At 30.4% G+C, this 16121-nt stretch carries 12 protein-coding genes; 3 read left to right on the plus strand and 9 right to left on the minus strand.

What is annotated here, in order from left to right:
- Together ACFQZW_RS07525 and ACFQZW_RS07530 are read right to left on the minus strand one after the other, a co-directional pair.
- Positions 1 to 924 carry a ketopantoate reductase family protein gene (locus ACFQZW_RS07525; protein WP_298265711.1) on the minus strand — a complete coding sequence of 308 codons (924 nt, stop codon included), beginning with the start codon at positions 922 to 924 and terminating at the stop codon, positions 1 to 3.
- Between the two features lie 29 nt (positions 925 to 953).
- Positions 954 to 1724, minus strand: a complete 771-nt coding sequence (locus tag ACFQZW_RS07530) for a transporter (protein WP_386782132.1) — start codon at positions 1722 to 1724, stop codon at positions 954 to 956.
- 77 nt (positions 1725 to 1801) lie between these two features.
- Between ACFQZW_RS07530 and ACFQZW_RS07535 the strand changes: the two genes are divergently transcribed.
- Both ACFQZW_RS07535 and ACFQZW_RS07540 read left to right on the plus strand, forming a co-directional pair.
- Positions 1802 to 2458, plus strand: coding sequence for a metal-dependent transcriptional regulator (locus tag ACFQZW_RS07535; protein ID WP_298265707.1), 657 nt, complete (start codon positions 1802 to 1804; stop codon positions 2456 to 2458).
- A 3-nt stretch (positions 2459 to 2461) separates the two neighbouring features.
- Positions 2462 to 3283, plus strand: coding sequence for a ZIP family metal transporter (locus ACFQZW_RS07540; RefSeq protein ID WP_298265705.1), 822 nt, complete (start codon positions 2462 to 2464; stop codon positions 3281 to 3283).
- Positions 3284 to 3402: 119 nt separating this feature from the next.
- Here ACFQZW_RS07540 and feoB read toward each other — a convergent pair whose 3' ends face one another.
- From feoB to ACFQZW_RS07555, 3 genes are all read right to left on the minus strand, one after another.
- Positions 3403 to 5514 (minus strand): ferrous iron transport protein B, encoded by a 2112-nt coding sequence (gene feoB / locus ACFQZW_RS07545; protein ID WP_298265701.1) that lies wholly within the window; start codon positions 5512 to 5514, stop codon positions 3403 to 3405.
- Positions 5515 to 5524: 10 nt separating this feature from the next.
- A complete protein-coding gene (locus ACFQZW_RS07550) occupies positions 5525 to 5752 on the minus strand; it encodes a FeoA family protein (protein WP_298265700.1) in 228 nt (75 codons plus the stop codon).
- Between the two features lie 70 nt (positions 5753 to 5822).
- Positions 5823 to 6500 (minus strand): SCO family protein, encoded by a 678-nt coding sequence (locus ACFQZW_RS07555; RefSeq protein ID WP_298287793.1) that lies wholly within the window; start codon positions 6498 to 6500, stop codon positions 5823 to 5825.
- 162 nt (positions 6501 to 6662) lie between these two features.
- On the opposite strand from ACFQZW_RS07555, the gene rseP reads away from it, so the two are divergent.
- Complete coding sequence (gene rseP / locus ACFQZW_RS07560; protein WP_298287791.1) at positions 6663 to 7979, plus strand: RIP metalloprotease RseP; 1317 nt, start codon at positions 6663 to 6665, stop codon at positions 7977 to 7979.
- A gap of 228 nt (positions 7980 to 8207) precedes the next feature.
- On the opposite strand, the gene ACFQZW_RS07565 is transcribed toward rseP, so the two are convergent.
- The 4 genes from ACFQZW_RS07565 to ACFQZW_RS07580 form a co-directional block, all read right to left on the minus strand.
- Positions 8208 to 10745: a S9 family peptidase gene (locus ACFQZW_RS07565; RefSeq protein WP_386782138.1), complete on the minus strand. Its 2538-nt coding sequence runs from the start codon at positions 10743 to 10745 to the stop codon at positions 8208 to 8210.
- A 162-nt stretch (positions 10746 to 10907) separates the two neighbouring features.
- A complete protein-coding gene (locus ACFQZW_RS07570) occupies positions 10908 to 11186 on the minus strand; it encodes a F0F1 ATP synthase subunit epsilon (protein WP_298265691.1) in 279 nt (92 codons plus the stop codon).
- A 13-nt stretch (positions 11187 to 11199) separates the two neighbouring features.
- Entirely contained in the window at positions 11200 to 12708 is a 1509-nt protein-coding gene (atpD, locus tag ACFQZW_RS07575) for a F0F1 ATP synthase subunit beta (protein ID WP_298287785.1), read from the minus strand.
- Positions 12709 to 12881: 173 nt separating this feature from the next.
- Positions 12882 to 15797 carry a TonB-dependent receptor gene (locus tag ACFQZW_RS07580; RefSeq protein ID WP_298265687.1) on the minus strand — a complete coding sequence of 972 codons (2916 nt, stop codon included), beginning with the start codon at positions 15795 to 15797 and terminating at the stop codon, positions 12882 to 12884.
- Between the last annotated feature and the right edge of the window lie 324 nt (positions 15798 to 16121).

The following is a 16121-nucleotide window of genomic DNA, read 5'->3' on the forward strand; positions in this document are numbered from 1 at the left end:
CTATTCTCTAGCTCTTTTTTCTTGAGGTAATAAACAATTATAAATAAAGGAGTTTATAGGTGTTGGAACTCCTAACTTTTCACCAAGTTTAACAATGGTTCCATTTTGTGCTTCTAACTCTGATGGTTTTCCCTCCATAATATCACGCTGCAAAGATGCTGTTGTAATATAAGGTTGGCTTTCAATAATTTTAAACTGTTTTTCAATACTTTTTTCTGGTAAATTAATATGTAGAACCTTAGCTATTGCTAAAACTTCTTCAGCGGCTTTGTACATTAATAATTTTATTTCAACATTCTCTAACATTTCTCCTATGGTTGAACGTGTTAATGCTCCCATACCACTCACCGTTGTTATAAATAAAAATTTAGTCCAAATTTCCGTTTGAATATCTTCTGTAAGGGTTGTTTTAAATCCAGCCTTTAAAAACAACTCTTCTAATTTCAATGCTCTCTTCGTTTTTTTATTGTCAAGTTCTCCAAAAACAATAGTTGGCTCATAAGAAACATGATTTACCACACCATAATCTTCAATCATACTTACTATTTTACACAATCCACCAAGTACATGTTTTTTATCAATTACTGAACATAATATATTTTGATTTTCAACACCATTTAATAATGGAATTACCATAGTGTTCTTCCCTAGATGAGGTTTAATCTCTTTTGCAACTTCTTGTAATTGCCAAGTTTTAACACCAATTAAAATAAGATCTATATCTTTAACTTTTGAAATAGAATCAACAGCATTTGCTGGATGTACTAAATAATTACCTTTAATACTTTTTAATTGCAATCCATGTTGTTGAATGGTCTGTAAGTGTTTACCTCTCGCAATAAACGTTACATTATTCCCTGCTTGTTCCAATCGTGCTCCAAAATAACCGCCAACACCTCCTGTACCATAGATAACTATATTCATTTTATTGGGTTTTACTCAAAAATAATAAATTACAAATTCTTTTTTGTTAAAAAGTTATCAATTTTCCAGCTAAAACCAGTTGAAAAATAATTCATCTTATTATTCAATCCTGTACCATAAGAAACATCTAGTTGTAAATTTGGATTTACTAAAAATGTAAAACCCATATTAAAATTAGTTTCAATTTGATTTTGTTCAGCCCAACTACCATAAGGTTCTATATAAACACCAATAGTATTGGAAATTGAATACCCTAAAGCCAATGAATATGTTAATGAATTTTCTTTTTCTACAAAGCTATATCCAATATTATAACCCAATCCAATTTTTGAGGTTAAATTATGAGAAATAGCCAGTTTATTAATAAAACCTGTACTATTGGTTGTCAATTCTTTAGTTGCAGTAGGAATTAAAAAATGTGTTAAAAATGCAATTTTAATATTTTGATCAATTTTATTTAAAACTTGAAATTTAACTCCAAATTCAAAATCATTAAATCCACTATATTTTTCATTCAAACCTATTAAGTTAACTTCAGTAGTTTCATAATGTGAAGCCATTCTTAATTCAATACTGTTAGTAATTCCATGTCTAATTAAAATTGAAGGAGCTATAAATTTATTGATAGATTCTTCGTTATCAACAAAATAAAGGACGCCACTTTCAATTTGAAAGTTTTTTTTCTCAATGGTTACAGAAGATTCTGTTTGATCTGGTCTATCCGTTACAATTTCCTGAGCAAATAAGTTTTGACTAGCTATTAAAATAAAAAACAAAAGTATTTTTTCAGTGGTATTCATTCGTAAATATTTTTGCAAACCTATTATATTTTTTAGACTTATCTAAATATTTTATTATATTTGCCTAAACAAACCTTATGTTAAGTCAAACAGAAGAAAATTATTTAAAAGCTATTTATAGTATTGGGTTACATACTGGAAAAAGTGTGAGCACCAATAATATTGCTGAAGAATTAGACACCAAGGCCTCATCTGTTACAGATATGATTAAAAAATTATCAGAAAAAAAATTGGTAGACTATAAAAAATATCAAGGCACTAACCTTACTTCTAAAGGAAAACAAATTGCTGTAAAAATTGTTAGAAAACACCGCTTATGGGAAGTTTTTTTAGTAAATAATTTAAACTACGCTTGGGATGAAGTACACGATTTAGCTGAACAATTAGAACATATAAAATCAGACACTTTAATTAACAAACTTGAAGAATTTTTAGAGTTTCCTACCCACGATCCACATGGAGATCCTATACCAGATAAGGAAGGAAATATAGAACATCATAAAAACGTAATGCTTTCCTCTATTGAAGAAAATAACACTTGTAAGGTTTTAGGTGTAAAAGACTCTTCTTCTGCTTTTTTAAAATTCTTAGATTCTAAAAAAATAACTTTAGGGAGTAGTATTAAAGTAATCTCCAAAGAAGAGTTTGACAATTCAATTACTATAGAAATTAATAACGAATTATTTTCAATATCACATCTTATATCAAAAAATTTATTTGTAAAAAAAATATAACTAATGGAACAAATTATTAATTACTTTGAAAGTATTAATCCCATTTTAGCCGCGTTTTATGCAACAATTTTCACTTGGGGTTTAACAGCTTTGGGAGCTGCACTTGTATTTTTATTTAAAGGTATGAATCGTGCTGTTTTAGATGGAATGCTTGGGTTTACAGGTGGAGTTATGGTAGCAGCTAGTTTTTGGAGCTTATTAGCTCCTGGAATTGAAATGAGCCCTGGAGAAGGCTTTATTAAAGTAATACCAGCTGTTGTAGGTTTTGCATTAGGGGCACTTTTTTTATTTGGTTTAGATAAAGTGCTTCCTCATTTACATGTAAACTTTAAAGAATCAGAAAAAGAAGGTGTAAAAACTCCTTGGCATAGAACAACTTTATTAGTTTTAGCAATTACGCTACATAACATTCCTGAAGGACTTGCAGTTGGAGTTTTATTTGGAGGAGTTGCAGCTGGATTTGATGGAGCAACTATTGGTGGAGCAGTGGCTTTAGCTATAGGTATTGGATTACAAAACTTTCCAGAAGGCTTTGCAGTGTCTATGCCAATCAGAAGGCAAGGTTTAAGTAGATGGAAAAGCTTCTTATATGGTCAATCTTCTGCAATTGTCGAACCTATTGCAGCAGTAATAGGAGCTTGGGCTGTAATGACTTTTCAACCAATTTTACCTTATGCACTTTCTTTTGCAGCTGGGGCAATGATATTTGTTGTAGTTGAAGAAGTTATTCCTGAAACTCAAAGAGATAAATATACAGATATTGCCACGCTTGGTTTTATTGGAGGGTTTATTATTATGATGACATTGGATGTTGGTTTGAGTTAAAACAAACTAACAACTACAATTTGAATCACAATTAGTATTCTTTTTAGATTTAAAAAAATATTTTTTCACTAAAAAAGCAATGGCTAGACCTACTGATATATATACTAAAATATCTTGCATTAACTTAAAATATTAAATGTTATAACAGAAACAATATAAGCTAAAGCCCCCATACCAGTAACTTGTAATAAAGGCCATTTCCAACTTTTAGTTTCACGCTTAACAATTGCTAAAGTACCTATACATTGCATAGCAAATGCATAAAAAAGAAGTAGCGACATTCCTGTAGCAAAATTGAACCTTTTTTTACCAGTTACTGGATTCACTTCAGCTGCCATACGCTGTTTAATTGTTCCAACATCTTCACCTTCGCTTTCTACACTATAAATAGTTGCTAATGCACCAACAAAAACTTCACGAGCTGCAAAAGAACTTATCAAAGCAATACCAATTTTCCAATCGTACCCCATCGGTTTTATAACTGGTTCAATAGTTTTTCCCATAGTTCCAATATACGATTTCTCCAATTTATAAGATGCAATCTTTTTTTGAAGTGCTTCTTCAGATAAATTTTTAGAAGATGGCTCAGCCTTCACAATTTGTTCTGCATTTGTAAAGGAATCCGATCCATTAGATGCTAAAAACCATAATACAATTGACAATGCTAATATAATTTTCCCAGCTCCAAAAATAAAAGCCTTTGTTTTCTCAACTACTTCATAAAAAACATTTTTTACAGATGGTAATTTATAATTTGGCATTTCAATTACAAAAAAACTTCTGCTTTTTATTTTTAGCACTTTATGAAGCAATATTGCTGATAAAATTGATGCAGTAAATCCTAACAAATACAAGCCCATTAATGTTAAACCTTGTAAATTAAAAATACCTAGCACACGTTTACTTGGTATAATTAATGAAATAAGAATGGCATATACAGGTAAACGAGCCGAACAGGTAGTAAAAGGCACTACTAAAATAGTAATTAAACGCTCTTTCCAATCGCTTATATTTCTAGAGGCCATAATAGCTGGTATAGCACAGGCAGTTCCTGAAATTAATGGGATAACACTTTTACCACTCATTCCAAATTTACGCATTATTTTGTCCATTAAAAATACCACTCTACTCATATAACCTGTTTCTTCTAAAACAGAAATAAATAAAAATAAAATGGCAATTTGAGGGATAAAAATTAAAACTCCACCAATACCAGGAATTACTCCTTCTGCAATTAAATTGGTAAAAGTACCTGGCGGTAAATTATTTTTAGCCAACTCACTTAAACTTGCAAAAACGGTATCAATTAAATCCATTGGGAAACTAGCCCATTCAAATATTGATTGAAAAATCAACAATAAAATGGTTGCAAAAATTACATAACCAAAAATTTTATGAGTTAAAATTCTATCTAATTTTGAACGTAAATCAGTAGCGATAGTTTTGTCAACCTTATACGTCTTTTTTAAAATCTTGTTAATAATTTGATACCTGTAAATAGTTTCTTTATGTTGATACTTTTTAATTTTATCGATGTTTTTTTTAAAAGAATCAATTTTAATGTGTTGATTTTCTGATAAAAAATGACAATTAGGTTGTTGAGTAATTAATAACCAAGATTTGTATAACGAATTTCCAGAAAACTCAGATTTCAATTCATTAAAAAAATTAGGGTCAATTTTTTCAGAAATATTTGCAAGTGTTTCTGTATCCCAATTTTTATAATTTTGAAGCTCTTTTTTTAAAGTATCTATCCCAATATTTTTTCTAGAACTTATTAAAACTACTTCAGATTTTAATTCTTTTTTTAAAGCTTCAACATTGATAGAAATTCCTTTTCTATCCATTTGATCAACCATATTAATAGCTAAAATGGTTGGAATTTTTAAATCTTTAATTTGAGAAAATAATAATAAATTCCGTTTTAAATTTTCAACCTCAGCTACTACAACTACAGCATCTGGGAATGCTTGATTGTTTTCATTTAAAAGCGTATCTAATACAATTGTTTCATCTAAAGTTGAAGGATTGATACTGTAGGTTCCCGGTAAATCAATAATTTCGGCTGTTAAAGTTTCAGAAATTTTACATTTTCCTTGTTTTTTATCAACAGTAATCCCAGGATAGTTTCCAACTTTTTGTTTTAATCCAGTAAGTTGATTGAATAATGACGTTTTTCCAGTATTGGGATTTCCAACTAAAGCTATATTAATCACCGAATTATTTTTCATTATGTTATTACTATAGCTTTGTAATATTTATTAGATTGGCCATATCTTTTCTAATGGCTAAATGGCTTCCGTTTACTTTTATATATAATGGATCTTTTAATGGAGCAACTTGTAATAGTTTTACTTTTTTCCCAGGTAAACATCCCATTTCTAATAGGTTTAAAGGGATAACATCTAAACAAAAATCTTCTATAACTCCAACTTCTCCAATTCGTAAACTTCCAATAGTATCTCCCATTATTAAGAATAATTATAAATAATGAGCAAATATACTAAATTAGAATGATTCTAAACAATGACAATTGTCATTAATCTAAATATTCATTTTTTAAAATCTTAATATCAGCTATAAGTCTTTGAATATCATCTAGATCAGTCCCATCATAATACCCTCTTATTTGTCTTTTTTTATCAACTAAAACAAAATTTTCGGTATGAATAAAATCTTGCAACCCTCCATCTCCTTCATCCAAAACAGCAAAATAACTTTTACGAGCTAGTTCATAAATATGCTTTTTAGTACCAGTAGTAATATTCCATTTTGAATCAATTACTCCTTTTTTAATTGCATATTCTTTTAAAATAGGAACGCTATCCATAACTGGAGTCACAGAATGAGACAAAAATTTAATATCATCATCTTCTTTAAATACTTCTTGTAGCTTTCCCATATTGTTAGTCATTACTGGACAGATAGTCATACATCTAGTAAAGAAAAAATCTGCTACATAAATTTTGTTTTTATAATCTTCTTGTGTAATTGTATCTCCATTTTGATTGATTAATTTGAAATCTAACACTTTATGATTTCTTCTAATGTGCAACAAACTTTCATCTACTAATTTCGGATTTACATCTGCCGGATTGTATATAGGTAATTTTTTTTCAGGTGTTAAAAGTGTATATATTGCGTAGATCATAATTACCGAAAATAGCCCCATAATGACCAAGGTTGGAAAAGATTTTTTAAAAAATTGAGTGTCCATTGTTTCAAAAAGTTTAAAACACAAATTTAGCACAAATTGATAGGATACTTGGTGTACTATTTTAAAACTTTGTTAAAACCTTTAACAACCTAATTAATCTGTTTTTACAACTGTATTTAAAAACGTACATTTGTGCGATTTTAGTTAATTGAAAATACATATATGGAAATAATAATAAAGGCATCACAATTTATTTTAAGTTTATCATTTTTAATCGTATTGCACGAGTTAGGGCACTTTATTCCCGCAAAATTATTTAAAACTCGTGTAGAAAAATTTTACTTATTTTTTGATTATAAATTCTCTTTATTTAAGAAAAAAATTGGTGATACTGTTTATGGAATTGGATGGATTCCTTTAGGAGGATATGTGAAAATATCTGGGATGATTGATGAAAGTATGGATACTGAGCAAATGAAACAACCAGCTCAACCTTGGGAATTTAGATCTAAACCAGCTTGGCAACGTTTAATAATAATGCTTGGAGGTGTTATTGTAAACTTTATTTTAGGTATTGTAATTTATATCATGATTACTTTTGTTTGGGGTGTAGAATTTGTAAAGCCAGAAAATGTTAAAAATGGTTTTGCTGTTCATGAAACATTCAAACAATATGGCTTTAAAGATGGAGATAAAATTATCAAATTTAATGGTGCCGAACCATTAGATGTTACAGATATAAATAAACATTTATTTTTAAGAGATATCACATCTTTAGAAGTAATTCACGAAGATGGTATAAACGAGACTATAGCAATTCCAGAAGATATTGGAGAAGTTATGTGGCAAAATGGTGTTATGGAACCTTTTGAGGTTAGAACCACTGCTGTAATTGATACTGTTGTTGTGGATTCTCCTGCAGACAAAGCAGGATTGTTAAAAAATGATAAAGTTATTTCTGTAAACAATGTTCCTGTAAACTATTGGAATGAATTCACACAATTAGTGCTAAATTCAAAAGAAAATATTGCTATTACTGTAGACAGAAATGGAAGCCATAAAACTATTGATGTTACACCAAATGAAAATCGAACTATCGGGGTTTCAACATCTAAAATGCGTGGAGTAAAAGTAGAGCACAAACAGTATAGTTTTTTAGAAAGTATTACCAAAGGAAATTCTTTAGCTATTTGGACTTTGAAAGATTATATCACCCAATTTAAATACGTTTTTACAAAAAAAGGAGCTACTAGTATTGGCGGGTTTATAGCCATAGGAAATATTTTCCCTTCTACTTGGAGTTGGAAATCGTTTTGGGGAATTACAGCCTTTTTATCAATTATGCTTGGTTTTATGAATTTACTACCTATACCTGCTTTAGATGGAGGGCATGTGGTGTTTACTTTATATGAAATGATTTCAGGTAGAAAACCAAATGATAAATTTTTAGAATATGCTCAAATCACAGGGTTTTTAATTTTAATTGCTTTACTTATTTTGGCCAATGGAAACGATATTGTAAAGCTTTTTAGCAAATAAAAAAGAATCTTCATTAATAAATATTTATAAAACACTAAGAAAAATCTTGGTGTTTTTTATGAAGAATATACTTAAAACTCTACCTAAACACCATAAATTATAATAACATAATACTCTTTAAACTATACTTTAGAACAATTTATATATTAATAGTAAACCTATATAACAACTAAAAAAGGCTTATTCAAAATTTGAATAAGCCTTTCTTTTAGAAACATTATGGTTTAATTATTTTTTTGGTTTATCTCTATTCATTTCAATAATATCAACATTTGAAGCTTCTACTCCTAAAAAGTATTTGCTAAAGTGATCTGCACGTAACCAAAATGAATACTCTGTCATTCTACCAAATCCATGACGTTGTCCTGGCATAATCATAAATTTGAATCGCTTATTAGCTTTAATTAAAGCGTCAGCCATTCTAATAGTTCCTCCAGGATGTACATTGTTATCAACATCGCCATGAATTAACATTAAGTGTCCTTTTAGATTCGCCGCTAAAGATTGATTTTTATCAATACTATATTTGTATCTAATATTTCCATCGGCATCAAGTTCTTCTTTTACCCCATGATGTGTTTCACTCCACCAACTATTATACATTGAGTTATCGTGATTTCCTGCAGAAGATACAGCTGCTTTAAAAAAGTCTGGATATACTAACATTGCAGCGGTTGACATAAATCCTCCTCCAGAGTGACCATAAATACCTACTTTATTAATATCAATAAACTGATATTTATCTGCCAATTGCTCAGCTACGTACTTTTTATCAGCTAAACCATAATCTCTCAAATTTCCATACCCATAATTATGGTACCATTTCGAACGATCTGGATGTCCTCCTCTATTTCCCATCGTAACAACAATAAATCCAACTTGTGCCATTCTATCTAAACGATCCATTCTAACGGAAAAAGATTTATTTACGGCTTCAGTTTGCGGACCTGGATATACGTACTCTAATAATGGATACACTTTTGTGGAATCAAAATCAAAAGGTTTATACATTACACCATAAATATCTGTAATACCATCATCAGCTTTCATTTTAAAGGTTTCAGGGAATTTATACCCTGTAGCGAATAATTGCGATAAGTCTGCCTCTTCTAGCTTCATTATCAAACTTCCGTTATTACTTCTTAATTCAGATTTTGGAACAGTATTAACTCTTGAATAATTACTTACAAAATAATTATTAGAATCTGATAGGCTAGTACTTGTGGTAAAATCACCTTTATTTAAAGTTTTTAAACCTGTACCGTCTAAATTAATTCTGTATAAGTGTTCGTAATAAGGATCGATGTTTCTATCTACACCATTAGCTGTAAAATATAATACATGTTCTTTTTCATCAACATTTTCAATACTAGCCACGTGGTATGACCCATTGGTGACTTGCTTTTTTAAATTCCCTTTAGTATCATACAAATAGATGTGTGCCCAACCATCACGCTCAGCCCAATGCAACATTTCGGTTTCATTATTAAATAACACTAATGGTCTAGCTTCAATATAAGTATTGAATCGTTCTTTAACCAAAACGGTAACATCTCCCGTATTAATGTCAGCCACACAAATATCTAATTTCTTTCGATCTCTACTGATAGTACTGAAATATACTTTTCCTTTTTTAGATAATAATAATGATGGTTGAAAATCATCATCATAGTTAGATTTTTTTCTAGGAGCTCTGTATACCGTTAAACTTTGTTGTTTTACAGTATCTAATTTTATTTTGTTAACATCTTTAGATGGAATATCAAAAATTAACAATTCACTTTTATAATATTCTTGTTCACCTGGCATATGGTATTTATACGTTTCTAAGGTCGGTCTTTTTTTAGAAACCGAATTAATTACCCATAAATCTTTTATATGACGTGAATCTGTTCTTTGGAAAACAAATTTTTTGGAATCATGTGACCATGTTCCCCAAATACCCTTCCTGTCATCTTTCTTTTCTTCTTTGGTCTCATTGTTTTCACCTCTAGATCCACCACCATATCCATAATATTCTTCTCCATCTTTTGTCCATTGATGTTCCACAATAGTTGTGTCTTTTTCATCTTTAACAGCCTTTAAAAAATTCTCTTTATCCATCCAATGTAAATTGAAATTTTTAGAGAATAATACAATAGAACTGTCTGGAGCTACGTTTGCCCAACGCAGCCATTTTTTTTCATCTTTTTTAGTATCTAAAATGGTTAGCTTATTATCTCCTAACTTATACTCTAAGTGATAAACCTTCTTTTCCATTTTAGGTTTCTTTTTCTTAACTTTTTTTACTTTTGTTGAATCGTTTTCAATTATTTTTTTGTCATCATCTTTTTCATCTTCAACAACTTCAACCTCTTCAGTAGCAGTTACTCTAAAACGAATGGCTGTTTCGTTTTTCACAAACTTAAAACTAAATTTAGGTAAATGTTGAGCATCATATGGATCTTTGGTAATTTCGGTTAACCATTTTGCCATTTTCTCATTATCAAATAATTTGATTCTAGTTCTTCTATCCGCATCAACCAAATAATAATTAGAGCCTTCAGACGTTTTATATTGATACCAGAAACGGTTTCCTTTTTTTAACCAATGTGGATTAACTCTTGTAGAGTGCACCAGTTTTGCAAGATTTTCTGGTGAAAACTTATCTGCCAATCTATAATTTGGAGTTGGCACTTTTTTAGTTGTTTGCTCGTTAACATATAGTTGTGCTGAGACTATACTTGAGCTCATAACTATTGCAAATAATAATAGGGTTTTTCTCATAATATAATTTAGGTTAATTTTAGATATAAAAACAGTAAAGTTCTCTATTTACACTAACATAACAAACCCTTAAAAAAATTTTATTATTTTTTTAACAATTAAACAAAAAAAATCCTCGTTGTACAACGAGGATTTAAATTTATATAGCTTATTGAAACTTTTTTAATCTGCAAGTATAATTACCTTATTTTCTTTCATTTCAATAGTTCCACTTTTAATAGGTAAAGTATACTCTTCTTTAGTATTGGTAAATTTATTTTCAAATTGCTCTTCAATTTTCACATTTTCACCTTTAAATTTTATAATACCTTCAACAAGTAATGAAACTATAGGTGCGTGATTATTTAACATTTGAAATTCACCATTAATACCTGGCACTGAAATTACATCTACATCAGTGTGTAATAACGTTGCTTCTGGTGTTACAATTTCTAAAATCATTTTTTTAGTTTTTTTAAGCTTCTGCTAACATTTTTTCACCTGCATCAATTGCATCTTGGATAGATCCTCTTAAGTTAAATGCTGCCTCTGGATATTTATCCAACTCACCGTCCATAATCATATTAAATCCTTTAATAGTATCTTTAATATCAACTAATACACCTGGAATACCTGTAAATTGTTCTGCTACGTGGAAAGGCTGAGATAAAAAACGTTGTGCTCTACGAGCTCTATGAACTACTAATTTATCTTCTTCAGATAGTTCTTCCATCCCTAAAATAGCAATAATATCTTGTAATTCTTTATAACGTTGCAATAACTCTTTTACTCTTTGAGCACAATTGTAATGCTCATCTCCTAAAATGTCTGCAGTTAAAATTCTTGATGTAGAATCTAATGGATCTACAGCAGGATAAATACCTAACTCGGCAATTTTACGAGATAATACCGTTGTTGCATCTAAGTGCGCAAATGTTGTTGCTGGAGCTGGATCTGTTAAATCATCTGCAGGTACATATACCGCTTGTACCGATGTAATTGACCCATTTTTTGTTGAAGTAATACGCTCCTGCATAGCACCCATTTCAGTTGCTAATGTTGGTTGATAACCTACCGCTGATGGCATACGCCCTAATAAAGCTGATACTTCAGAACCCGCTTGAGTAAAACGGAAAATATTATCTACGAAAAATAATACATCTTTTCCTTGTCCTTCTCCTGCGCCATCACGGAAATATTCTGCAATTGTTAAACCTGATAAAGCAACACGTGCACGTGCTCCTGGAGGTTCATTCATTTGTCCAAAAACAAAAGTTGCTTTAGATTCTTTCATTCCAGCTTTATCAACTTTGGTTAAATCCCACCCTCCATCTTCCATAGAGTGCATAAAATCATCACCATATTTAATAATACCAGATTCTAGCATCTCTCTTAAAAGGTCGTTTCCTTCACGTGTTCTTTCTCCAACACCTGCAAAAACAGATAACCCTCCGTGACCTTTAGCAATATTATTAATTAACTCTTGAATTAATACGGTTTTACCTACACCGGCTCCACCAAACAATCCAATTTTACCTCCTTTTGCGTAAGGTTCAATTAAGTCAATTACTTTGATTCCTGTATATAAAACTTCAGTTGAAGTAGATAAATCTTCAAATTTTGGAGCTTGACGGTGAATTGGCAATCCATTTTCACCTTCTTTTGGTAAGTTCCCTAAACCATCAATTGCATCTCCAATTACATTAAATAAACGCCCATAAATATCATCTCCAACAGGCATTTGAATTGCATTACCTGTTACAAAAACTTCAGTTCCTCTACTTAATCCATCTGTTGAATCCATTGAGATAGTTCTAACTGTGTCTTCACCAATATGAGATTGTACTTCTAATACTAAAATTGATCCATCTGTTTTATTAATTTCTAATGAATCGTATAATTTTGGAAGCTCTACCCCAGATTCAAACTCAACGTCAATAACTGGACCAATAATTTGCGCAACTTTACCTGTAACCTTTGTCATTACTTTAACTATTTATTTTTTAGATATTTAATCTTTTGAGGTTAACCTCTTTTTTCGAAGTGCAAAGATAGTTTTTTGATTTAATTTTGAAAAAAATAAAATAAGTTTTTTTCAAAAAACAAACGCCCTAAAGATTTAGAGCGTTTATAGTATCATTTATAGATTGATAAATATTATGGATTGATTGTCCAAGAGGCAAAATATTGCGAACCTATTTTCCCGTTTCCAGGAGCACTCAAATATTCTTTACCTCCTAAATTGGCAGCCCCAATTTTAAAGGTAGATTTCCATTTAGAAACTGTATAATTTATTTGTGCATCCACTACCGTTTTGGCATCAATTATAGCATCTGCAAAAGAAGATTCCCACATATATTCATCATTCCAACGAACGTTGATATTAAACCCTAAGTTTTCAATTAAATTTTCGTTTCCAATTGAAAATTTCACTTTATGCTCTGGAGTGTTAAATCCAGCTTCATAATCAGGGTCAGTAGATTGATCAAAATCAAATTTCGCATACGTATAATTTAACCCTACATTATAATCACCAAATATTTTACTTGCTAAACCTATGCTACCACCATAAGAAGAAATATCTGCTTTTGAATTGGTATATACTTGAAATGGTTGGTAATCACCATTACCAATAGCAATTAAAGCTGCTGGAGTTGGACCTCCTAATTGCGCAGGTAAAGGTATGATGTCAGAAAAATCAACTTTACCATATAATGGAGACACTACAGTTTTATTACCTATAAAATCTTCATATTGATTGTAATAAGCACTAACATCTAAAGAAAATTTTCCAAAACCTGCTCTATAACCAACTTCATAAGCTGTAACTTTTTCAGGTTTTACATATTCAAAATTAGCTACTTTTAATAAGGATGGGTTTGGTGATCCTGCTGCAGCACTTGCTCCAAATGCATATAATGAAGCTAATGTATATGCATTTTCATAAGCAACTCTACCACTTAGTTGTACTGAGGAAGGAAACCCTAACATTTGAGCAGTACTACTTGTTTCAATTGGATTTGATGTATACCTGTCTAAATTATCTGGTGCAGAACCTACTAATATTGCTTGACCCGCATCTAGCCCAATATATTGATCTTGAGTTGTAGGATTTCTAAATCCTGTTTGAAAAGAAGCTCTTAAATTTCTTGTTTTACCTTGACCTAAAGAATAGGATACTGAAACTCTGGGTGATACATTTCCATCAAAGTTTTTAGCTTTATCATAACGAATAGAACCTGTAAATTTTAACCTGTCATCAATAAATTTCTTTTGCAGTTGCATGTATGCTCCATACTCATTATAATCTATTGCTCCATCATAATCAGTAAAAATTGTTCCTGATGAATTTAAAGAATACTGTCTCCAAGAACCTCCAACTTGTATTTCTGCGAAATCTACCACATCTGCAAAGTTATAATTACCATCTGCATGATATATTCTTGAATTGTCTTGAAATTTTGCACCAGTTATTAAACTTGGATCTGAAGTTACAGCCTTTAAAGCCTCTTTAAACTCTGGTGTTCCAGGCTGTAATGTAACTGTAGCATCCGCATATTGTCTAGCTCCAGCATGCAATTGAGAAGAAGCGGCTTGTACATCAGTCATAGATCCTCCACCTGCAAGTATTTGTCCTGCTGCTTGCGCATAAGCTCCCGCATAAGTTCCAAACCATTGAGATGCTGTTTGCTTATTTAAGTTTATTCCAGCAAAACGCATATCATAAGAATCTCCTGCATCTTCATCAGTCATATAAGCTCTTACAAAGAAATTATCATTTTTAATTTCTAATTTATGTTGCTGCATAAAAAAGTTATCTATTGAATACCTGTTAGCTCCTTGATAAATTGTATTTCCTTTTCCAAATTTTGCATTATAAATAATTTCTAAATCGTCTGCAAAAGGTCTGTAATGAAAAGCTATATCTACTTTTGCACTTTCAGCTACATAATCTGTTAAATCTCTTTCCTTATAACCTGTACGCGACACATTATCTTCAGGTAATATATTACTAGTCCCTGGAGGTAATTGACCTATTGATTCTAAATATTGTCCAACTCCTTTTAGATGTTTAAAAGAAGTTGCTCCTAATGTAACTTCATCACCATATACATTTAATTGATCAAATGCTGTTTGGTCACTAGTAACTGGAACAACAGTATCTGGATTCCCAGCTCCATTATCTAAATATTGATTATAGTCAGTTGCATACCATTCGGTACCTTTTAAAAATGAAAAAGAAGCTTTTGCAGCAAATTTATCGCTAAATTTATAAGCCATTCTAATTCCTGCATCCACAAAATTATTATCCCCTGCATCTTTAGATGAAGTTATTCCTGTTTTACCATATACACTTACACCTTCAGAATTAAATGGATTTTTGCTTGTCATAAATAAAATACCATTAAAAGCATTTGCTCCATACAAAGCAGAAGAAGCTCCAGGCAACAATTCTACAGTATTTACATCTAGCTCAGACATTCCTAACAAATTCCCCAAATTAAAGTTTAATGCTGGAGAAGAGTTGTCCATACCGTCTACCAACTGCATAAAACGTGTATTTGCAAATGTTGCAAAACCTCTTGTATTTACAGATTTAAATGTTAAACTATTAGTGTTTACATCTACTCCTTTTAAATTTTCCAATCCATCGTAAAATGTAGGAGACGAAGTATTTTTTATTTCTCTCACATCCATTCTTTCAATAGTTACTGGAGATTCCAAAATACGTTCAGGTGTTCTGGATGCCGATACAACTACTTCATCTAAAGCCGTTGCCGACTCTTCTAGAAGCACATTAACTTGTTGATTGTTTTGAGTAATTTCAACCTTAGCAGAAGAATACCCAATTAAAGAAATTTCTAAAGAAAAAGGCGGATTTTGAGCCACTTTTAAAGAAAAATTTCCATCAAAATCAGCTGTAGTTCCCATAGATTTTCCTACAACTTTAATATTAGCACCCGGAATTGGCTGCCCTGTTTTTGCTTCTTTTACGGTTCCTGTAATTGTGGTTTGGGCTACCATTACAGAACCTAAAAAAAGTGCAAAACAAACACTTAATAATTTTTTCATAATATCCTTTATAGTATTGATTAACATTTTTGCAAAATACAATTTTTTTCTAATTTTCTTAAAATTTGGTTAAAAAAAAGTAATTTGATAAAAATCAATGTTTAAATATTTCATTTTATTAATAATTTACAACTCTTCTTAAATATAATTTATTTCGAATTTACTTCATAAAATATCATATTTATACTCGAATAAATGTTCTTTAAACTTTAATTATTACTAATAATAAATAAACATTTACATAAAAAAAGCTTCCAAATTAGAAGCTTTTTTTATAGGTTGTCAAATTATATTTATTTAATCCGTTTTAAAATTCCAAACTTG

Origin of the sequence: Lutibacter aestuarii, assembly GCF_042676885.1 — a bacterium.
GTDB lineage: Bacteria > Bacteroidota > Bacteroidia > Flavobacteriales > Flavobacteriaceae > Lutibacter > Lutibacter aestuarii.